We start from the raw sequence: 18,523 nt of genomic DNA, 5'->3' as shown, positions 1-18,523 counted from the left end.
TGTGGCCGGCCGGGAGCCGCAGCGCCAACCATTGCCGCCGAAAAAATCGCACGCGTGGCGGGATGCAGCGTCCGCGCAGGGGCTGCATGCTTACTTGGCAGGGCGTCGATCCACCTGCAACAGCTGCAATGGCGCGCCTGACGGCAGACGATACGCCAGCGCATTGTCCAATGCGTCCAGCGCCTCCATCCGCGTGCACAACTGCTGCGCACGCGGCCGCAGCGCGCGCGCCTGCGGCTCGACCAGCCGCTCGATGCGCTGCTCCAGGCCGTCGAGCGAGCGCAGCTGCGTACCGTTGCCGGTCATCGCGGCCTGCACGGTGCTGGCCACGACATCGCCGATCAGTTGCGGCAGCATCTCCGCCACCAGCGTGCCGATTTCATCGTCGATATCCACCGGCGTCAGCTGGCTTTTGCCGAAGCTCTGCTTCAGGCGCAGGTCGACCTTGTCGCGCACGCTGGCCAGCTGCGTCCGGGTGGCCGACGGATCCCGGCTGAAGCCGGCCGCCACTTCGCCGAGCGCGGTGATGGCGATATCGGCCGCCTCGCGCCCGACCTCCTGCGCCAGCGGCACCACGGCGCGGGTCTGCTGCTCGAACTGGACCAGACGGTTGCGATCGTCGTCGCTCAACGTCACCCAGCGGTCGTCGACGAAAAGCGCGCCCTGGCGCATGACCAGCCGCTGCGGCGTGCCGCTGTCGCGGATCAGGATCAGGCTGCGCGGATTGAGCGTGAGGTCGTAGTCCGTGTTGACCTCGCAGTGCAGCTCATCGGCACTGGCCACACCACCAGCTGCGGCCAGGCAGGCAGCCAGTGCAATGGCGAACGTGGTCCGGTACGTGATTGCCATGCAGTCTCTCCTTATGTGCTGTGGCCGATGATGCGCAGCGCGCCACCGCCGCGCGTGTGCCTAAGGCAGGCATGACTTCTGGCGGCGGGATGGTGCTGCATGCGCGGTGCAAACGCGCTGAGAACGTCCGCGTGAGCGATATGCCACGCCTTCCAGCTAGCGCAGCGCATCGCGCACGGGCTGCCACGCCGCACACAACCGCGGCAGCGACCACGCAGCATTGGCCGGGCTGGTCGAGGGCACGGCCTGCACCGGTAGGCGCGTCAGCGGCGGCGACAACGCCGGTTGCACGTGGCGGCGCCACGCCTGCGCGGCGGCACTGCCGTTGCACACCACAAGGCGCAGCTGCGGCAGCGTGGTCAACCGCTCGGGCAGCGGATTGACCACGATGCTGCCCGGCACGATCGCCGCATCCAGGCTGCCTCGGCGTGCGCATTCGCCGATCACATCCCAGAGCCCGACACCGCGCGCGGCCAGTTGCTGCAGACGTGCGTCATACGGCGCGTCTGCATCGATGCCGAGCAATTGCTGCATCACCGGCCAGAAGCGATTGCGTGGATGTGCATAGTAGGCATGCGCATGCAATGAGGCGCTGCCGGGCATCGATCCCAGTACCAGCACACGGCAATCCGCGGCAATTTCTGCGGGCAATCCACGCAACAGCGGTGTTTGCATCGTCACGGCGAACGCATCTGCGTGAATGCACTTTCAGCGTTGAATCCAGCAATCACGGTCTTCTCGGGAAAGTTCCTGAACAAACGAAATTTTAGCGAGCCGCAGGTGGGCGTGGATTCAGATTTTCAGGAATAGCTTTGGCGCGGCCCACTCCAAGGGCCTAACAATAAGACGAGGAGACCCTCATGCGTTCCATTTCCATCCTGAGCCTGGCTGCTGTATCCGCACTTGCGATTGCACCGTCCGCGTTCGCGCAGGAGGCCACCTACACCGGTGACACCTCTTCGACCGCCATGTCCAGCAGCAGCGACACCGCATCCGGCAAGCATTGGGCCGTGGTCGGCGGCGTTGCGCTGATCAAGCCGAAGAACGACCCGGCTCCTGGCCTGGACGTCGACGGTGGCCCGGCGCCGACCCTGAGCGCCAGCTACTACATCAATGACAACTGGGCCGTTGAACTGTGGGGCGCAGCCGACAAGTTCAACCACCGCGTCAACGCCGATGGCGTGGGCAAGGTGGGCACTGTCGAGCAGCAGCCGATCGCCATCAGCGGCCAGTACCACTTCGGCCAGGCCGACAACGTGTTCCGTCCGTTCGTGGGCGTGGGCTACTACGAGTCGAACTTCAGCAACGAGAAGATCGACGCAGCCTCCACCACCGGTCAGCACGTGGGCCTGGATACCGCCAAGGGCGTGATCGGCACCGTGGGCGTGGACATGAACATCAACTCCACCTGGTTCGCACGCGCCGACGCCCGTTACATGCGTTCGCGTCCGGAACTGCGTGTGGGTGGTGCCGGTACCGGCAGCGAGCTGGAACTGGATCCGTGGACCGTCGGCTTCGGCGTCGGCGCTCGCTTCTAAGCGCAACGTCCAGGCAACACGCGCAAGCAACACGCGTGTGTATGAAAAAACGGGCCTTCGGGCCCGTTTTTTTTTTGCGCTCACGGATGCTGCGATCGCGCCATGCGATTCAGCGCCAATAGACGCTGCCACGCAGGCGGGCGCTGCGCCAGCGCCACCACAGCAAGGTGGCATACGCCAACGCATAACCCAGCAACACACCGGCCGCGCCAAGCAGGCTGGCGTGGCTGAGCCAGCCTTCCACCGGCCATGGCACGCCGTGCCAGGTACTGCGCCAGCCCTGCACTAGCCCGGCAACGATTCGCACCAGGACCAAGCCGGTCAGCGCGAGCACCAGCCACAGGTTGGGCCGGTAGAACAGGCCCTGCGTGGTGCGTTCGAAGCGGGTCAGGCGCAGCGCCACCGCTCCCAACACCAGCCCGCAGGCCCAGCCAAACGCGGCATGGCTGATCGTCCCCGGCCAGAACGCCGCGGCAATCAGCGTAAACACCACGAACAGCACGCTGGAGACCGCCGCTGACACCAGGTTGATCAGCAACAGCCAGCCGTGTGCCTGCCGGCGGGCGGTGCCGACGCGGAAGCGCTGCAGCAACGACAGCGGGAACAGCACCGCGAACACCGCCAGGGCGATGATCACGGCTAATGGAATGGCAAGCAGGAGGGGCATCAGGAGAGTATCGGTAGCGCAGTGTGAGGAAGAGCGTCGGCTGATTTGTGAGCCGGCAGGTGCAATGGAAACCGATGCGGAGTGTGGTGCGTGTCGACATACGCGTGCGGCAGGTCAGTCACAGATGCCGCAGCCGCTGCGGGCTGCGCCGATCAGCGTGCCGATCGATGCATCCATTGCAGAAAGTTCTGGCAGTGGTTTTGCAGCGCATTGGACAGTGACGCGGTTGCAGGGCCCTGCCCGCCACCACCGCAGCGCACGCCGCACGTATGTCGCTGCAGGCTCCTTGGCGGGACCCATGCCGCCAAAGGTGACGCGATGGTGGGGCAAAGCCAGTCGCAATGGTCGTGCGCACACCGTCAAGCAACGAACGTACTGCGTTTGGCGCTCAGCAACCGGTTGGCAGGCGATGGCTGTTATCTGCGGCACTGCCGCGCAAGGCTGCGGACGCGACGCTGGCAATCGCCATCGCGCGCCCTGCCCGCGCGTACGGTTATGGCGCGCGCATCATCTGCACTTCAGAATCTGCACTTCAGAACGCCGGCAGCACCGCGCCCTTGTACTTCTGCTCGATGAAGGCCTTCACTTCCGGGCTGGTCAGTGCCTTGGCGAGCTTCTGCACGCGCGGATCGTCCTTGTTGTCGGCACGGGCGACCAGGAAGTTCACGTACGGCGAGTCCTTGCTTTCGATCGCCAGAGCATCGCGGGTGGGATTGAGCCCGGCGTCGAGCGCGTAATTGGTGTTGATCAGGGCCAGATCCACCTGGTCCAGCACGCGCGGCAGCATCGCCGAATCGAGCTCGCGGAATTTCAGCTGCTTGGGGTTGTCCACGATGTCGCGCTGCGACGACAAGGCATTGCTGGGATCCTTGAGTTTGATCACGCCGGCCTTGTCGAGCAGGATCAGCGCGCGGCTGTTGTTGCTCGGGTCGTTGGGAATGACCACGTCCGCGCCGCTGGGCAGGTCGGCCAGCGACTTGAAGCGCCGCGAGTACGCGCCGAACGGTTCGATATGCACGCCCACCACGGTCACCAGCTGGCTCTTGCGGTCGCGGTTGTAGGCGTCCAGGTAGGGCTCGGTCTGGAAGTAGTTGACGTCGATCTGCTTCTGCACGACCTGGTCATTGGGCTGCACGTAGTCGTTGAACACACGCACGTCCAGCTTCACGCCGTCCTTGGCCAGCAGCGGTTCGACCACTTCCAGGATTTCGGCATGCGGGACCGCCGTGGCGGCCACGGTGAGGGTGTCACCGCCACTGCTGCCACCGCCACCGCAGGACGCCAGCGCCAGCGTGGCGGCAGCCAGAAGGGAACGAAACGCAAATGTGCTCATGTAGGGATCCGTGGGAGGAGGAGGACCGCGGCGCCGCCGCAGACGACAAACCTAGCAGACCGCCCGCGCCGGGGCGATGCAGGCGCGGGCCTGCCGGACTGCGGCAGCGCACGCGCCCACTGGCGGCGGTGGCGCACGCTGCCCCGTGCAGGCCAGCGATGGCCGCCGAGGGCATCGGCCGCCGTCCCGCAGGCCACGTGCTCAACGGCGGCTGTAACGCGCCACCAGGCGGTCGCCGAGCATCTGCAGCAACTGCACCAGCACCAGCAGCGCGATGACGGTGATCAGCGCGACATCCGAATGCGAGCGCAGATAGCCTTCGCGGTAGGCCACATCGCCCAGGCCGCCGGAGCCGATTGCACCGCCCATGGCGGTGAAGCCGATCAGCGCGATGGTGGTGACGGTGGCGCCAGCGATCAGGCCGGGCCGCGCTTCGGGCAGCAGCACGCGCCAGACCAGCTGGCGGGTGGTCGCGCCCATTGCCTGGCTGGCCTCGATGATGCCGCGGTCCACTTCGCGCAGGGCGGTTTCCACCAGGCGCGCATAGAACGGCGCCGCACCGACGACCAACGGCAGGATCGCGCCGCGCACGCCCAGCGAGGTGCCCATCAGCATCAGCGTGAGCGGGATCATCGCGATCATCAGGATGATGAAGGGCACCGAGCGCAGCAGGTTGATCACTGCGGCCAGCGCGCCGTACAGCACCGGCCGGCGGCGCAGTTGCGGCGCCCCGCACAGAAACAGCGCCACGCCCAGCGGCAGCCCGATCAGCAAGGTCAACGGCAGCGCGCCGGCCAGCATCAGCAAGGTGTCCAGCGTGGCCTGGCCGATGTCGCCCCACTTGGCGGCATCGAGATTCCGGAAGAAGCCGGGCGCGGCGGCGATGGGCAGCAGGTTCATACGCGCAGGTCCTCGACATGCACACCGGCGGCCACGAACCCGGCACGCGCCGCGTTCTGGTCACCACCGGTCAGGGCAACGGTGAGCTGCCCATAGGGCGTGTCCTTGATGCGGTCCACGCGCCCGGACAGGATGTTGTAGTCCACACCGGTCTCGCGGGCGATGCGGCCCAGGACCGGCTCGTAGGTGCCGTTGCCCAGGAAGGTCAGCCGCACGATGCGCCCGCCCACCGCTTCGAAATCGCGGTGCAGCTCGGCTTCGTCCACATGCTCGGCTTCGGACACGAAGCGGCGGGTAGTGGGGTGCTGCGGATGCAGGAACACCTCCGTCACCGGGCCGGTTTCGACCAGCTTGCCGGCGTCCAGCACCGCAACGCGGTCGCAGACGCGGCGGATCACCTCCATCTCGTGGGTGATCAGCACGATGGTCAGGCCCAGCTCGCGGTTGATCTGCGCCAGCAGCTGCAGCACCGAGGACGTGGTCTGCGGGTCCAGCGCGCTGGTGGCTTCGTCGCACAACAGGATCTGCGGGCGGGTAGCCAGCGCCCGCGCAATACCCACGCGCTGCTTCTGCCCGCCGGACAGCTGCGCCGGGTACTTGGTGGCGTGCTGCTCCAGGCCGACCCGCGCCAGCAGTTCGGCCACGCGCGCGTCGATCTCTGCGCGCGGCGTGCCGGCCAGCTCCAGCGGGAACGCCACGTTGCCGGCTACCGTGCGCGAAGACAGCAGGTTGAAGTGCTGGAAGATCATCCCGACCCGGCGCCGCAGCGCGCGCAGGCCGGTGCTGTCCAGCGCGGTGACGTCTTCGTCGCCAATCAACAGGCGTCCGCCGGTGGGCTCTTCCAGCCGGTTGATCAGCCGGATCAGCGTGGACTTGCCGGCGCCGGAATGGCCGATGATGCCGAACACCTCACCGGGGCCGATCCGCAGGTCGAGCGGATGCAGCGCCACGATCTGGCGACCGTCGACGGTGTAGGACTTGTGCAGGCGCTGGAACTGGATCACCGCGCGGGACCGATTGGGGGGTCGTGAAGCCTACCAGTCAATGTTCACAACCGGGAGTCGGGATTGGGGATTGGGGATTCGCAAGGACAACGGCATTCCTGCTGTTGCCAATCCCAAATCCCGAATCCCCAATCACGGCCTATCCAGCGGCGGCGGCCTGTCGGCCTGCCGGATCCGCTCCCGGCGCAACAAATACAGGCCGCTGGCGACGATGATGCCGGCGCCGGTCCAGGTCCATGCGTCGGGCAGGGTCTGCCACAGCAGCCAGTCCCAGCCGATCACCCAGACCAGCCCGGTGTATTCGAGCGGGGCGATCATCGAGGCCTCGCCCCGCATGAAGGCCTGGGTCAGCGCCACCTGCCCCAACGCCCCGGCCAGGCCCATGCCGGCGATCAGCCAGGCGTGCTCGGCGCGCAACGGCACCCAGTCCCGGATGGCCAGCAGGCCGGCGCCGATCGCCATGAACAGCAGGAACCACACCACCATCGCCTGCGGAGTGTCGGTGCGGGTCAACAGGCTCACGGTGATCGCGGCGATGGCATAGGCGGTGGCCGCCAGCAGCACCATCAGGCCGGGCAAGGAGATCAGCCCGTTCACGCCCGGCCGCAGCACCACGATCACGCCGACCAGGCCGATGGCAATGGCCGTCCAGCGCCGCGGCCCGACGTGTTCGCCCAGCAGCGGCACCGATAGCGCGGCCACCAGCAACGGCGCGACGAAATACAGCGTGTAGGCGGTGGACAGCGGCATGCGCTTCAGCCCGTAGACGAAGCAGCCGATCATCACCATGCCCAGCACCCCGCGCAGCAGATGCAGGCCCCAGCGCACCGGGATGATGGCGCGCGGCCCGGCGGTGGCGAACACCCACACCAGCACGAACGGCAACGACGCCGCGCCGCGCAACAAGGTCACCTGCAAGGGCGGGTAGCTGGCCGACAACAGCTTCATGCCGGCATCCATCAGCGAAAAACACGCCACTGCCGCCACCATCCAGGCGATGGCAGGCAACGGGGAACGGGGGGCGGGCGCGGTCAAAGACATGCGGCATTATCGCCGGGGCAGACGGTGGTTCGCGACCGCTGCGGTGCATGCAGCGCCTGCGCTGCCCGGAGTTGCGCAGGGTCTGGGTGGGCGCAATCGCGTGCAGGTACGCGCGGGCCGCATCGTCGATGTACGTGCTTGGCATTCGCGCGCACGCCCATCCCTGCCAGCCGCGACCGGCGCACGCGCCACTGCTGCCCCTGTCATCGCATGCGGGTGGGTCTTAAACTGGCTGCCGATCTTTTGAAGAGGAATTGCCATGCCGTCCTTCGACGTGATTTCCGAAGTCGACAAGCACGAACTGACCAATGCGGTGGATCAGGCCAACCGCGAGCTGGACACCCGCTTCGACTTCAAGGGCGTGGAAGCCAAGTTCGAGCTCGAAGACGGCAAGGTGATCAACCAGTCCGCGCCGAGCGATTTCCAGGTCAAGCAGATGACCGACATCCTGCGCGCGCGCCTGCTGGCCCGTGGCATTGATGTGCGCTGCCTGGAGTTTGGCGATGTGGAGACTAACCTGGCCGGTGCGCGGCAAAAGGTCACCGTCAAGCAGGGCATCGAGCAGAAGCAGGCCAAGCAGCTGGTGGCCAAGTTGAAGGAAGCCAAGCTCAAGGTCGAAGCGCAGATCAACGGCGACAAGCTGCGCGTCACCGGCAAGAAGCGCGACGACCTGCAGGACGCGATCGCAGTGTTGAAGAAGGCCGACTTCGAGCTGCCGCTGCAGTTCGACAACTTCCGCGATTGATGCGGCGTTGAGTGCCTGACTGACGCATCGGTGGTGAGTGGGCGGCTGGCGCGCGATTTGCCGTCGCCCCTCTCCGCTGGCAGCAGCAGAGCGAACCGTTACCCGCGCGCGCAGCGCGTGCCCAAAGCCCGATCGCATACACTGGCGCGCCATCACGCTGCTGCCGCCACGATGACCTCCACACCCGACCCCACCGATCCCCTGATCGCCACCCGCCTGTGGATCGAGCGCGCGGTGATCGGCCTGAACCTGTGCCCGTTCGCCAAGGCGGTCTACGTCAAGGAACAGGTGCGGCTGGTGCTCAGCGATGCGAGCACGCCCGAAGCGCTGCTGGAACAGCTGGCCGAGGAACTGGTGCTGCTGCGCGACACGCCGGCCGAGCAGATCGACACCACGCTGATCGTGCACCCGGACGTGCTCACCGATTTCCTGGACTACAACGACTTCCTCGACAACGCCGACGCGGCAGTGGAGGCGCTGGATCTGCAGGGCGTGCTGCAGGTAGCCAGTTTTCATCCGGACTATCAGTTTGCCGGCGCCGCAGCCGATGACGTGGCCAACTTCACCAACCGCTCGCCCTTCCCCACCCTGCACCTGTTGCGCGAAGACAGCGTGGAACGCGCGGTGGCCGCCTTCCCGGACCCGGATGTGATCGTGGAGCGCAATATCGAAACGCTCGAACGCCTCGGCCGCGATGGCTGGGAGCGGGTGTTGCACGGCGCCGCGCACTGAGGCACCGCGCATTGCCACGTCGCCTGCACGCGGGCGGCGTGGGCCTCACGTCCGCGTGCTGACATGCGCCGATCAGGCCGGGTTACAGCTGCGCGTTCGCAGGGCCAGATCGCCACGCGCCGCAGCTCACCGCGCCGGCGTGACGAACACCGGATTGGAGTAGAACCACAGATCCTGCCAGGGATCTTCGCCGGCGCCATCCGGCTGCGGGGTGGGTTCGTCCGTGTTGCTGCCGCGCACGCGCACGAAGCCCCCATCGGCCAACTCCGGCAGGTCCACCTGCGCGCTCAGCCAGCCGTCCTGCGACAGCAACGCCGCACGCGCAATGCGATGCACCTGCGTGCGCACACCGCCGCCACGCTGCGCGCCACCGGTGATGACCTCCAGCTGCGCCACCTGCGGGCGCTGGCCGTGGCGGTTGGGCTGCTGCGGTTCGTGCATGCGCACGCGCACTTGCAGCGTCGTACCTGCCACAGCCTGCAGCGTGCCGCCCATCCCGGCGTGCGCGCGGACACCGCCATCGGCCGCAACCGACTCCACACGCAACTCCAGTGCATCGATCAGATCGCCGGTCACCGCAAAGCTCTGCCCGGCCCGCAACGCGCGCAGAATGTCGGCCGCATCGCGATGCGCCCACACATAGGTCTTGCTGTATTCGCCCGGGTCAAATTCCGCGCCGCCATCACGCCAGTTGCGGTGCGAATCGGAGGTGGCGGTGATCCAGAAATGACGGCCTTCGGCCAGCAGGCTGTCCCACACGCCGCCCACCTGTGCGGTCATCTGGTCGAAGCCACCCAACGTCGGCGCGCCGGCATTGCGATACAGCCCACGATGCGCGGTGTCGGCCTGATGCCCGGGCGCACCTTCCATGCCGATCACCACCTGCGGCGCAGCGTCCTGCCATGCACGCAACTCCGCCGGAGTGACCTTGCCCCAGACCCCGGGCGCTGTCGCTGTGCGCGAAGGATGGTTGACGATCAGCAGCGGCTGCGGCTGCATCGCCTGCATGGCGTGCAGCGCCGCCAGCATCGCCGGCTCGGTATCGCGGAGGCTGCCGTCCAGTAGTTCGGAGCGGTTGTAGTCGCGCTCCAGCCGCTCCAGCTGCGCTTGCTCGTCGGCACCTGGTGCGATGATCAGCGACGCATGCTCGGCCGCCGGCACATCGAATTCCATCCCGTGGAACTGGATCAGCGCCGGCACCGCGCGCCTGGCCTGCTGCAGCGCTGGCCAGGCCTGGGTACGGGTCACCCGCGAATGGCCCGGGCCGCCGTGATCGGTATGCACCATCCACGCAAGCCCGTTGGCGGCGGCCTGCTGCGCATTGCGGCTGCGCGTGTAGGGCGAATCGCCACCGCGGATCGGCGTGGGCGGCGTCGTGGACCGGTCCCAGGTCACGCTCCACTCGCTATGCACATGATGGTCGCCGGCCAGCCACTGGCGTGGCGCGGCGTCCTGGTCGGTGGCAGCCGGCGGCGCGGTATCAACCTCTAACTGCGCCGCCGGCGCCGCGCTGCTCAGCAACAGGCACACGGCCGCTGCGAGGGTCTGCAGCGTGCGCATCAGAAGTTCGCCCGCAGGCCGAGCGAGTAGGTGCGCCCGTAGTCGGTATAGCCGGAGAACAGGTGGTCGCCGACATACATGTGCTGCACCTCACCGGTCAGGTTGATGGCATTGGCGAACACGGCCAGCGCCGGGGTGATCTGCCAGGAAATGTTGCCGTCCAGCGTGCCGTAGGCGCGGGTGTTGTTGGTGGCGATATCGGCGGTGCCCACCGAGTTGACGATGTCGTCGCGCCAGCTGTAACTCAGCCGCACCGACAGCGGCCCCTTCTCGTAGAAACCGACCAGGTTGTAGCTGTTCTTGGCCACGCCTTCCAACGCATCCTGGAAGGTGGTGTCTCCGTCCACATAGTTGGCTTCGCTGTCGGTCCAGGTGTAGTTGGCCTGCATGCCCAGGCCATCGAATGGCGCCGGCAAGCCAGTGAAGACCTGCTGCCAGGCCAGCTCCACGCCCTGCACCTTGGCTTTGCCACCGTTGACCTTGGACGAGAGCAGATAGCGGCGGCCCTGGTAGTCCAGGTTGGAGAATTGGGTCTGCACGAACCGGCTGATGTCCTTGTAGAACACGCCGGCCACCAGCGCCGACGACGGCGAGGTGTACCACTCGAAGGTGAGGTCGTACTGCAGTGCCTCGAACGGCTCCAGGTTCGGGTTGCCGCCGCTGGCGGTGAGCACTTCGCCGCTGGAGTTGAAGGTGAGCTTGGAAGACAGATCGGTGAGATCCGGGCGGGTGATCACCTTCGCCGCGGCGCCGCGCAGCACCATGGTCGGGCGCAGGTCGTAGGCCACGTTCAAGGACGGCAGCACATCGTTGTAGCTGCGCTCGAACACCACCGGTTGTGCGGCGCCGTCGAGATTGGCATGGCCTTCGGTGCGTTGTTGCGTATGCACGCCGCGGACACCGACATTGCCGCGCACATCGCGCCCGCCCAGTGGCGTGGAGAATTCCAGCATCGCATACGCCGAGCTGATGTCTTCGAGCACGCGGTAGGAATTTTGCAGGTCTTCGCTGGTGGGGCTGTTGGCCAGATCCGCCGCAGTCGGCCAGTCACCCCAGAACGGCGCTTCGCGCGGTGCCAGCCACTGCCGCGGCAGCTGCCCGTTGCCACCGTCCAGCATGTCGCTCACCGGCAATGAGGGGTAGAAATAGCTGGCATCAAAGCGCCGGCCGGCGATGCTGTTGTTGACCAGGTCGGTGCGGTCATAGCGGCGCTCGCGGGTGCGGTATTTGGCGCCCAGCTTGAGCGCACTGAACACGCCGCCTTCCAGCATGCGGTCGGCATCGAATTGCAGCGCGCGCTCGTGGTCCACCGCGTCGATGATGCGCCACTCCAGCCGGCGGCCCGGCGTCTGCGCCGGATTGGTCGGGTCATAACCATCGGTGAAGGACCACTGCGGCAGATTGTTGCCGGAGGCAGTGGGGAACACCACGCGCTGATCGACGGTGGTGCCGGTGCGCAGACGGGTGCGGCGAATCGGTGCATCGTTCCAGCTGTGCGCACGCGACACAAAGCCGGTGCCCTGCAGCTTCCATGCATCGCCCTGCCAGGCACCGCTGAAACGCACGCTGCGGTTTTCGTCGGTCATGCCGGAGGTTTCGCGCGAGAGCTGCACCTGGCCGTTCTGGTAATCGAACGCGGTGACCGCATTGCCGGCGATGCTGAGATTGCGCATGTTGCGCGGCTCCCAGCCGGTGCCGATCGCGAACTCGTCGTAGTCCACCTGCTGGCGCGCGTAGAACAGGTCAAGGTTGAATTCCAGCGCCTCGCTGGGCGCGAACTGGATCGAGCTGGCCACGCCGATCCGCTTGCGCTGCTCCAGTTCCAGTGTCGGGCGGATCGCCGAGGGCGCGTAGATGGCGCCGGTATCGGCAATGCCATCGCCGTTGCCGTCGATACCATCGGCGTAGTGCTCCCAGTAGGTTTCGTTGACACGATCCTGGCGCAGGCTGCGCTCGGCGTAGGCAGCGGCGAACAGCACGCCCAGGGTCTTGTCGGCATTGACCCAGTTGTACAGGCCGGATACGCGCGGGTCGTTCTCATCGGCCAGCTGCGGGTGGCTGAGTTCGGCCGACAGATGTGTTTCTGCATTGCCCAATTGCAGCGGGCGAAAGGTCTTGACGTTGACCACGCCGCCGATGGCGCCTTCATCCAGCGCGGCGGTCGGGCTCTTGATCACTTCCAGGCCCGAGACCAGCTCGGCCGGCAAGGTGTCGAAGCGGAACTGGCGGCCGGTCTGCCCGGAATTGCGCACGTTCTCGTTCACCGCCATGGTCTGCCCATTGAGCGTGGTGACCTGAAAATTCGGCCCCAGGCCGCGCACGCGCACGTATACGCCTTCGCCGCGATCACGCTCGATGGTCACACCCGGCAGGCGTTGCAGTGCTTCGGCCACGTTCTGCGCAGGCAACTTGCCGATGTCTTCGGCTTCGATCGAATCGATCACGCTAGGCGCATAGCGTTTGTCGTTGAGCGCACGCTCCAGGCTGGACGCATAGCTGCCCAATACCTGCACGCGATCCAGCTCGGTGGTCTGCGCGGACGTAGCGCTAGCCTGTTGTGCCTGCACGGTGGCGGAGGTGAGCGCGGCAGTGACGGCGAGCATCAACACGGCATGGCGAGGACGACGCGCAGGATGCACGGGAGCAAAGGTCATGAGGTTTTCCGATGGGGGAGGAGCCGGACCGCTCCCTGGCGGCCATGTCGGCGCGCGCCATGAAAAGAAATTCGTATGAAATGCTGATGACATGCGCGGGTGCGCAAAGCGGCCACAAGCGCACCGCATCTTGCTGTAGCGCTGACATCGCAACGGTTACAGTGGAATTCCCGTTCGCTGACGCAATTGCACGCCATGGCTCTGGTTCCCGCTGTTTCCGCCTGGAATCCCGCACCGCTGCAGGACCGCGTGGTGATCATCACCGGTGGTGCGCAAGGCATTGGCCGCGGCATTGCGCAGGCCGTGCTCGGTGCCGGCGGCAGCGTGGTGATTGGCGATCTGGATGCCGATGCGGGCAAGGCCTGCCTGCAGGACTGGGCACTGCCGCGCCGCAGCGCCTTCGTGCGTGCCGACGCCGCGCGCGAACCACATGCCGCGCGCCTGGTCGCCACCGCGCTCAAACGTTTCGGGCGGCTCGACGGCCTGGTCAATAACGCCGGCGTTCCGGACCCGCATATCGCCGCGCTGGCGCAACTGGAATGGCAGGAATGGCAGCGCCGGCTCTCGAGCCTGCATGGTGCGTTCCTGTGCAGCAAGCATGCCCTGCCCGCGCTCGCAAAAGCGGCCGATGGCGGCGCCATCGTCAACATCGCCTCCACGCGCGCCTGGCAATCCGAACCCCATAGCGAAGCGTATGCCGCCGCCAAAGGTGGCCTGGTAGCGATGACGCATGCGCTGGCACTGAGCGAAGGCCCGCAGGTGCGCGTCAACAGCATCAGCCCCGGCTGGATCAGTACCGATGCCTGGCGTGCACCGGCGCGGCGGCGCGCACCCAAGCTCTCGCGGCGCGATCATGCCCAGCATCCGGTTGGCCGCGTCGGCACGCCGGAGGACATCGCGCAATTGGCGGTATATCTGCTGGCGCCGCAGCTATCGGGCTTTGTGACCGGGCAGGACTTCATTGTCGACGGCGGCATGTCGCGCAAGATGCAGTACGTCTGAGGCGGCACCGTCTGAGGCGGTGCGTTTTATCTAGACACAGGTTGGTTGCGTATCCGCTGCAGCGCACGTAGCGGTGACTAGGCATTGCCAATCAGCCAATCGCTGCGACACATCACCACCTGCACTAGAGCAAACATCGCACGCGCAACTGCGCAGCGATGACGAACGTTGGAGCCGTGGCGCGATTACCACCACCGCACCAACCACACCATCTCAGGCCAGCCGCGCTTCCAGCAAGGTTTGCGCATCCATCAACGAGGCAACGATGCGATGGCCGAGCGCACGCACCTCCGCATCGGGTGCGAGCAGGTCCGGCACTTGGATCGGGGTCATGCCCGCCGCGAGTGCAGCACGCACGCCGGTGGGTGAATCTTCCAACACCAGGCACTGCGCAGGGTCCACGCCCAGCGTGCGGGCGGCCAGCAACTAGATATCCGGCGCCGGCTTTGGGTGCGCGACATCGCTGGCGGTGCACACCGCATCGAAACGCCACAACAGATCGGAGGCAGCCAGCTTGCGCAACGCGAGCGGGCGCTGGGTGGAGGTGGCCACCGCACGCGGCATGCCGTGCGCGTTGAGGAACTCCAGCAACGCGATGATGCCGGGCCGATGCGCAATGCCCGCGCTGACCGCGGCGTCGTACAAGCCTTGGCAGCGCGCCAGCACGTGTTCCATGGCCGCGGTGCCGATGCGCTCGCCAAGCAGGCGCCGGCACGCGGCATCACCGGTGCCGACCATGCGCAGCCAGAATGCGGGCTCGATCTGCAGCCCATGCTCGTCGGCGGCCTGTGACAGGCAGGCGGTGATGGCGCGCTCGCTGTCGAGCATCAGGCCATCCATGTCGAAGATCACCGCCTGCGGCCAGAACGGCAGCGGCGTGGCGGCGGTCATGCGGCGTCACCGCGCCCGAACAACACGTCCAGATCCTCCGGACCCACCGTGCGCCATTGCCCGGCGTCCAGCCCATCCAGCGACAACCCGCCGATGCGGCTGCGGTGCAACGCCACCACGTGGTTGCCGGCCGCGGCGAACATGCGGCGTACCTGGTGGTAGCGGCCTTCATGCAGGGTCAGCCGGGCCTGACGCGCGCCCAGCACCTCCAGCTCGGCCGGCAGCAGCGGCTTGATTTCGCCTTCCAGCAGCAGCGTCCCGCTGGCGAACAAGGCCGCCTCATCGCCGCGCAGGTCCTCGGCCAACGTGACGTCGTAGACCTTGTCCAGCGCGGATTTGGGCGAAATGATCCGGTGCAGCAGCGCGCCGTCGTCGGTCATCAGCAACATGCCGCTGGTCTCGCGATCCAGCCGCCCCACCGGCGCCAGCACCGGCGCACGCAGGCGAAAGCGCGGTGGCAGCAGCTCATAGATGAGCCGGCCGGTGTCCTTGGTCGAGCAGGTGTAGCCGCTGGGTTTGTGCAGCAGCACGCTGAAGCCGGGCGGCGGATCCAGTGGCTCGCCATCGATGCGGATCGCGGCGTGGTCCACCTGATCGTCGGCGTACAACACCTCGCCGGCCGCATCGGTGATGGCGCCCTGCCGGAACAGCTGCGTCACCTGCTTGCGGCTGCCATAGCCGAGATTGGCAATGTGCTTGACCAGCTTCATGCGCGCGCTCCACGCCCGCGCACGGCGGCGATCAGCTTGAAGCCATCGCGCTCGGCCGCCACGCGGACCTGGCCAAAGCTGTCGTTGAGCACCTGCTCATAGGGCAGATGCCGGTTGGCCACCAGCAGCAATTGCCCGCCCGGGCGCAGCGCCTGCGCGGCCACCGCGATGAAGCGTTGCCCGATGTCCGGCCGGTCTGCGCGCGAGGGGGTGTGGAACGGCGGGTTGCTGACAATGAAGTCGTACTGCGCGGCCAGCCCGGCGGTGACATCGCGCCAGTGGTACTGCAGCTGCGCCGGATGCGCGCTGCCTTGCAGGTTGCGCCGCGCCAGGTTCAGCGCGCGCGCTTCGGCTTCGTAGACATCCAGTGCGGTGACCTTGGGGCACCGCGCCAGCACTTCGGCGGAGAGATAGCCGAAGCCGGCGCCCAGATCGGCGCCATGGCCGGCAAGGGTGGTTGGCAGATGCTCGACCAGCAACGCCGACGCCGGGTCGATGCGGTCCCAGGCGAACACGCCGGGGCGGCTGACGAAGCGCCCGTCCAGGATCTTGCGCGGCGCATCCAGTGCCGCCCAGCGCGCCTGCAAGGCCGCATCGGTGCTGCCCGGCAGCGGGCCGCTCCAGTACGTGCGGCAGTGATGCTTGGTGAGGCTGCCGGCCAGGCCGGTGAGCTGGCGCAGATCGGCCTCGCCCGAGCGCGCACCCTCGTTGTTGGATTGGCAGGCCACCACGCAGCCGCCGGGGGCGGTCAGCGCCACCGCACGCGCAAACAGGGCGCGGGCCTCTTCGCGCTGGCGGGGCGGCAGCACCAGCACCATCGCATAGCGGGTGGCGTCGGCCTCGATCTCGGTTTCCTCGCGCACCTGCCAGCCGCTGCGCTCCAGCGCCTCGGCGAACGGGCGGAAGCTTTGTTCGCAGGTCAGCACCTCGGCCACGGCATGCTCGCGCAGCGGCCAGCCGTCGCGCGCGCGCAGGAACAGCACCGGGCCTTGTGGCCAGGACAGCACCCCTTGCGCGAACGGCAGGAACAGGGCTTGAAGCGGAGCATCGTGCGGGCCAGCCATCGGATCATCGGGTCAGGAACAGGCCCCCATTGTAAGGGACCGGTGCCGGCTGCCTGCCGCGCTCGTTGCGGCGCCTATACGGGGCATTGATGCCCACGCAACATCCACCGACCTAGGCTGCAGCTACGCCCACACCGGAGATACGCAATGCGAGCCCTGTTCGTAGGTGGAGTTGTAGACAACAGCGAGATGGACCTGGACGACACCCCGCCACCGATGCATTACCCGGAAAACACCGGCGCCGGGCGGCCCCGCTACCGGCTGCATCAGGTCGGTGAACGCGACGACGGCAGCGTGGCCTATGCCGTGTATGGAGCGCCGGAAATGGCCGATGAGGAAGTTGCTCGGATCAGCGAAGAACGCGACTATGCCCGCCGCTTCAATGCCTCTCCGGAAGCACCGCGCTAGCGGCCCACCGCACGCGCATCAAAAAACCGGGCACTGCCCGGTTTTTTTGTGCCGCGCCAGCCTCAGCGCGTTTTCGGCGTCACCCGCCAGATCACGTTGCCCACATCATCCGCCACCAGCAGCGCGCCGCTGTTGTCCGGCGTCACACCGACCGGCCGGCCCTGGGCATTGCCTTCGGCATCCAGGAAGCCATCCAACACCGTAATCGGGTTGCCGGCGGGTTTGCCATTGGCAAACGGCACGAAGATGACCTTGTAGCCACTGGGCGGGTCGCGATTCCACGAGCCATGCTGGCCGATGAAGGCGCCCTGCCGGAAACGCTGTGGCAACAAACTACCGCTGGCAAAACTCAGCCCCAGCGAGGCGGTGTGCGGGCCCAGCGCATAATCCGGCTTGATCGCCTTGGCCACCAGCTCGGCATTCTGCGGCTCCACGCGTTCGTCCACGTGCTGCCCGTAGTAGCTGTACGGCCAGCCGTAGAAACCGCCGTCGCGCACCGAGGTGAGGTAATCGGGCACCAGATCGCTGCCGATTTCATCGCGCTCGTTGACCACCACCCATAAGGATTGGCTCTGCGGCTCCCAGGCGGTGCCGACCGGGTTGCGCAGGCCGCTGGCGAACACGCGGCTGCTGCCGGTGGCCGGGTCGATCTCCAGGATGGCAGCGCGATTGAGCTCGGCCTCCATGCCGTTCTCTGCCACGTTGCTGTTGGAACCCACGCCCACATACAGCTTGCTGCCATCGGCGCTGGCCAGCAGCGACTTGGTCCAGTGATGGTTGAGGCCGCCCGGCAAATTGGCCACGAAGGTCGGCTTGGCGGTGATGTGGGTGTCGCCGGGCGCGTACGGAAAACTCACCAGCGCATCGGCATTGGCCACGTAGAAACGATCGCCCACCAGCGCCATGCCGAACGGCGAAAACAGGCCGCTGATGAACTGCGTGCGCACTTCTGCCACACCGTCGCCATCGGCATCGCGCAGCAAGGTGATGCGGTTGGCGCTGGGCACCACCGCGCCGGCTTTCTTCATCATCGCGCCCTGCACCTTCTTGCGCAGGCCACCGCCGCCGGCATCGTCGGGCTTGGGCGGTTCGGCGGTTTCGGCCACCAGCACGTCGCCGTTGGGCAGCACATACACCCAGCGCGGGTGATCCAGATCACGCGCGAACGCATTGACCTGCAGATCGTCGGCGGCGATCGGCTTGGCGTTGGCGGCCCAGCGCTTGACCGGCGCTACCTTGACGGTGGGGATCAGCCGTTTCACCGGTTCGGGCAATTGCGGATTCGGCCCGGTGCCCTGTGCGATCTCAAGCGTGGCGGTATCGCCGCAGGCGGCGAGCACGGCGACGGTCAGCAGCGGCAGCGGCCAACGGGCGAGCTTCAAGACGGGAGCATTCATTGCGGGCGGAATCCTGAACAGTTGCGAC

General features: G+C 66.9%; 17 protein-coding genes and 1 pseudogene. 5 read left to right on the top strand and 13 right to left on the bottom strand.

Annotation, left to right across the window (positions count from 1 at the left end):
• Positions 1-90: 90 nt before the first annotated feature.
• Entirely contained in the window at positions 91-849 is a 759-nt protein-coding gene (locus QRM89_RS16310) for a YggN family protein (protein WP_116921878.1), read from the bottom strand.
• A gap of 156 nt (positions 850-1,005) precedes the next feature.
• Complete coding sequence (locus QRM89_RS16305; RefSeq protein WP_228431623.1) at positions 1,006-1,524, bottom strand: DNA-deoxyinosine glycosylase; 519 nt, start codon at positions 1,522-1,524, stop codon at positions 1,006-1,008.
• A 185-nt stretch (positions 1,525-1,709) separates the two neighbouring features.
• On the opposite strand from QRM89_RS16305, the gene QRM89_RS16300 reads away from it, so the two are divergent.
• Positions 1,710-2,387: an OmpW family outer membrane protein gene (locus QRM89_RS16300; protein WP_040941858.1), complete on the top strand. Its 678-nt coding sequence runs from the start codon at positions 1,710-1,712 to the stop codon at positions 2,385-2,387.
• A 109-nt stretch (positions 2,388-2,496) separates the two neighbouring features.
• Here QRM89_RS16300 and QRM89_RS16295 read toward each other — a convergent pair whose 3' ends face one another.
• The 5 genes from QRM89_RS16295 to QRM89_RS16275 all read right to left on the bottom strand — a co-directional run bounded on the left by QRM89_RS16295 (position 2,497) and on the right by QRM89_RS16275 (position 7,332).
• The gene (locus QRM89_RS16295; RefSeq protein ID WP_285448487.1) at positions 2,497-3,054 is read right to left on the bottom strand and encodes a DUF1453 domain-containing protein; all 558 of its coding nucleotides are present in this window, start codon (positions 3,052-3,054) and stop codon (positions 2,497-2,499) included.
• A gap of 532 nt (positions 3,055-3,586) precedes the next feature.
• Positions 3,587-4,387, bottom strand: coding sequence for a MetQ/NlpA family ABC transporter substrate-binding protein (locus tag QRM89_RS16290; protein WP_011038711.1), 801 nt, complete (start codon positions 4,385-4,387; stop codon positions 3,587-3,589).
• 201 nt (positions 4,388-4,588) lie between these two features.
• A complete protein-coding gene (locus QRM89_RS16285) occupies positions 4,589-5,281 on the bottom strand; it encodes a methionine ABC transporter permease (RefSeq protein WP_029217164.1) in 693 nt (230 codons plus the stop codon).
• 2 nt (positions 5,282-5,283) lie between these two features.
• Positions 5,284-6,291, bottom strand: a complete 1,008-nt coding sequence (locus tag QRM89_RS16280) for a methionine ABC transporter ATP-binding protein (protein WP_070691693.1) — start codon at positions 6,289-6,291, stop codon at positions 5,284-5,286.
• A gap of 132 nt (positions 6,292-6,423) precedes the next feature.
• Positions 6,424-7,332, bottom strand: a complete 909-nt coding sequence (locus QRM89_RS16275; RefSeq protein ID WP_042594596.1) for a DMT family transporter — start codon at positions 7,330-7,332, stop codon at positions 6,424-6,426.
• A gap of 259 nt (positions 7,333-7,591) precedes the next feature.
• On the opposite strand from QRM89_RS16275, the gene QRM89_RS16270 reads away from it, so the two are divergent.
• Both QRM89_RS16270 and QRM89_RS16265 read left to right on the top strand, forming a co-directional pair.
• Positions 7,592-8,077, top strand: coding sequence for a YajQ family cyclic di-GMP-binding protein (locus QRM89_RS16270; protein WP_011038715.1), 486 nt, complete (start codon positions 7,592-7,594; stop codon positions 8,075-8,077).
• A 171-nt stretch (positions 8,078-8,248) separates the two neighbouring features.
• The gene (locus tag QRM89_RS16265) at positions 8,249-8,809 is read left to right on the top strand and encodes a DUF1415 domain-containing protein (protein ID WP_273673281.1); all 561 of its coding nucleotides are present in this window, start codon (positions 8,249-8,251) and stop codon (positions 8,807-8,809) included.
• 126 nt (positions 8,810-8,935) lie between these two features.
• Here the strand turns inward: QRM89_RS16265 and QRM89_RS16260 are convergent, their stop codons facing one another.
• Both QRM89_RS16260 and QRM89_RS16255 read right to left on the bottom strand, forming a co-directional pair.
• Positions 8,936-10,369 carry a hypothetical protein gene (locus tag QRM89_RS16260; RefSeq protein WP_285448486.1) on the bottom strand — a complete coding sequence of 478 codons (1,434 nt, stop codon included), beginning with the start codon at positions 10,367-10,369 and terminating at the stop codon, positions 8,936-8,938.
• Positions 10,369-13,023, bottom strand: coding sequence for a TonB-dependent receptor (locus tag QRM89_RS16255; RefSeq protein WP_285448485.1), 2,655 nt, complete (start codon positions 13,021-13,023; stop codon positions 10,369-10,371). The genes QRM89_RS16260 and QRM89_RS16255 overlap by 1 nt, the downstream gene beginning before the upstream one ends.
• A gap of 195 nt (positions 13,024-13,218) precedes the next feature.
• Between QRM89_RS16255 and QRM89_RS16250 the strand changes: the two genes are divergently transcribed.
• Positions 13,219-14,025, top strand: a complete 807-nt coding sequence (locus QRM89_RS16250; protein ID WP_114999980.1) for an SDR family oxidoreductase — start codon at positions 13,219-13,221, stop codon at positions 14,023-14,025.
• Between the two features lie 213 nt (positions 14,026-14,238).
• On the opposite strand, the pseudogene QRM89_RS16245 reads toward QRM89_RS16250, so the two are convergent.
• The 3 genes and pseudogenes from QRM89_RS16245 to QRM89_RS16235 all read right to left on the bottom strand — a co-directional run bounded on the left by QRM89_RS16245 (position 14,239) and on the right by QRM89_RS16235 (position 16,690).
• Positions 14,239-14,916, bottom strand: a pseudogene (locus QRM89_RS16245) (HAD family phosphatase).
• The gene (locus QRM89_RS16240) at positions 14,913-15,626 is read right to left on the bottom strand and encodes a pseudouridine synthase (protein WP_285448484.1); all 714 of its coding nucleotides are present in this window, start codon (positions 15,624-15,626) and stop codon (positions 14,913-14,915) included. Before QRM89_RS16240 ends, QRM89_RS16245 begins: the two are co-directional and overlap by 4 nt.
• On the bottom strand, positions 15,623-16,690 hold the full coding sequence (locus tag QRM89_RS16235) for a class I SAM-dependent methyltransferase (RefSeq protein ID WP_285448483.1): 1,068 nt from the start codon (positions 16,688-16,690) through the stop codon (positions 15,623-15,625). The genes QRM89_RS16240 and QRM89_RS16235 overlap by 4 nt, the downstream gene beginning before the upstream one ends.
• Positions 16,691-16,837: 147 nt before the next feature.
• Here QRM89_RS16235 and QRM89_RS16230 point away from each other — a divergent pair, with 147 nt between their 5' ends.
• Positions 16,838-17,098, top strand: a complete 261-nt coding sequence (locus tag QRM89_RS16230) for a hypothetical protein (RefSeq protein ID WP_075286194.1) — start codon at positions 16,838-16,840, stop codon at positions 17,096-17,098.
• 62 nt (positions 17,099-17,160) lie between these two features.
• Here the strand turns inward: QRM89_RS16230 and QRM89_RS16225 are convergent, their stop codons facing one another.
• Positions 17,161-18,495, bottom strand: a complete 1,335-nt coding sequence (locus tag QRM89_RS16225) for a sorbosone dehydrogenase family protein (protein WP_076056760.1) — start codon at positions 18,493-18,495, stop codon at positions 17,161-17,163.
• Positions 18,496-18,523: the final 28 nt, after the last annotated feature.

The sequence above is a fragment of the Xanthomonas sp. LMC-A-07 genome, assembly GCF_030208825.1.
Classification (GTDB): domain Bacteria; phylum Pseudomonadota; class Gammaproteobacteria; order Xanthomonadales; family Xanthomonadaceae; genus Xanthomonas; species Xanthomonas campestris.
This window is presented reverse-complemented; position numbering and strand designations above follow the sequence as displayed.

Bases quoted from the DNA above. Each gene is read 5' to 3' on its own strand.
- QRM89_RS16240 (WP_285448484.1), bottom strand. From the start codon at position 15,626: ATGAAGCTGGTCAAGCACATTGCCAATCTCGGCTATGGCAGCCGCAAG.
- QRM89_RS16235 (WP_285448483.1), bottom strand. From the start codon at position 16,690: ATGGCTGGCCCGCACGATGCTCCGCTTCAAGCCCTGTTCCTGCCGTTC.
- QRM89_RS16225 (WP_076056760.1), bottom strand. From the start codon at position 18,495: ATGAATGCTCCCGTCTTGAAGCTCGCCCGTTGGCCGCTGCCGCTGCTG.
- QRM89_RS16310 (WP_116921878.1), bottom strand. From the start codon at position 849: ATGGCAATCACGTACCGGACCACGTTCGCCATTGCACTGGCTGCCTGC.
- QRM89_RS16295 (WP_285448487.1), bottom strand. From the start codon at position 3,054: ATGCCCCTCCTGCTTGCCATTCCATTAGCCGTGATCATCGCCCTGGCG.
- QRM89_RS16270 (WP_011038715.1), top strand. From the start codon at position 7,592: ATGCCGTCCTTCGACGTGATTTCCGAAGTCGACAAGCACGAACTGACC.
- QRM89_RS16290 (WP_011038711.1), bottom strand. From the start codon at position 4,387: ATGAGCACATTTGCGTTTCGTTCCCTTCTGGCTGCCGCCACGCTGGCG.
- QRM89_RS16300 (WP_040941858.1), top strand. From the start codon at position 1,710: ATGCGTTCCATTTCCATCCTGAGCCTGGCTGCTGTATCCGCACTTGCG.
- QRM89_RS16255 (WP_285448485.1), bottom strand. From the start codon at position 13,023: ATGACCTTTGCTCCCGTGCATCCTGCGCGTCGTCCTCGCCATGCCGTG.
- QRM89_RS16265 (WP_273673281.1), top strand. From the start codon at position 8,249: ATGACCTCCACACCCGACCCCACCGATCCCCTGATCGCCACCCGCCTG.
- QRM89_RS16230 (WP_075286194.1), top strand. From the start codon at position 16,838: ATGCGAGCCCTGTTCGTAGGTGGAGTTGTAGACAACAGCGAGATGGAC.
- QRM89_RS16260 (WP_285448486.1), bottom strand. From the start codon at position 10,369: ATGCGCACGCTGCAGACCCTCGCAGCGGCCGTGTGCCTGTTGCTGAGC.
- QRM89_RS16275 (WP_042594596.1), bottom strand. From the start codon at position 7,332: ATGTCTTTGACCGCGCCCGCCCCCCGTTCCCCGTTGCCTGCCATCGCC.
- QRM89_RS16250 (WP_114999980.1), top strand. From the start codon at position 13,219: ATGGCTCTGGTTCCCGCTGTTTCCGCCTGGAATCCCGCACCGCTGCAG.
- QRM89_RS16305 (WP_228431623.1), bottom strand. From the start codon at position 1,524: ATGCAAACACCGCTGTTGCGTGGATTGCCCGCAGAAATTGCCGCGGAT.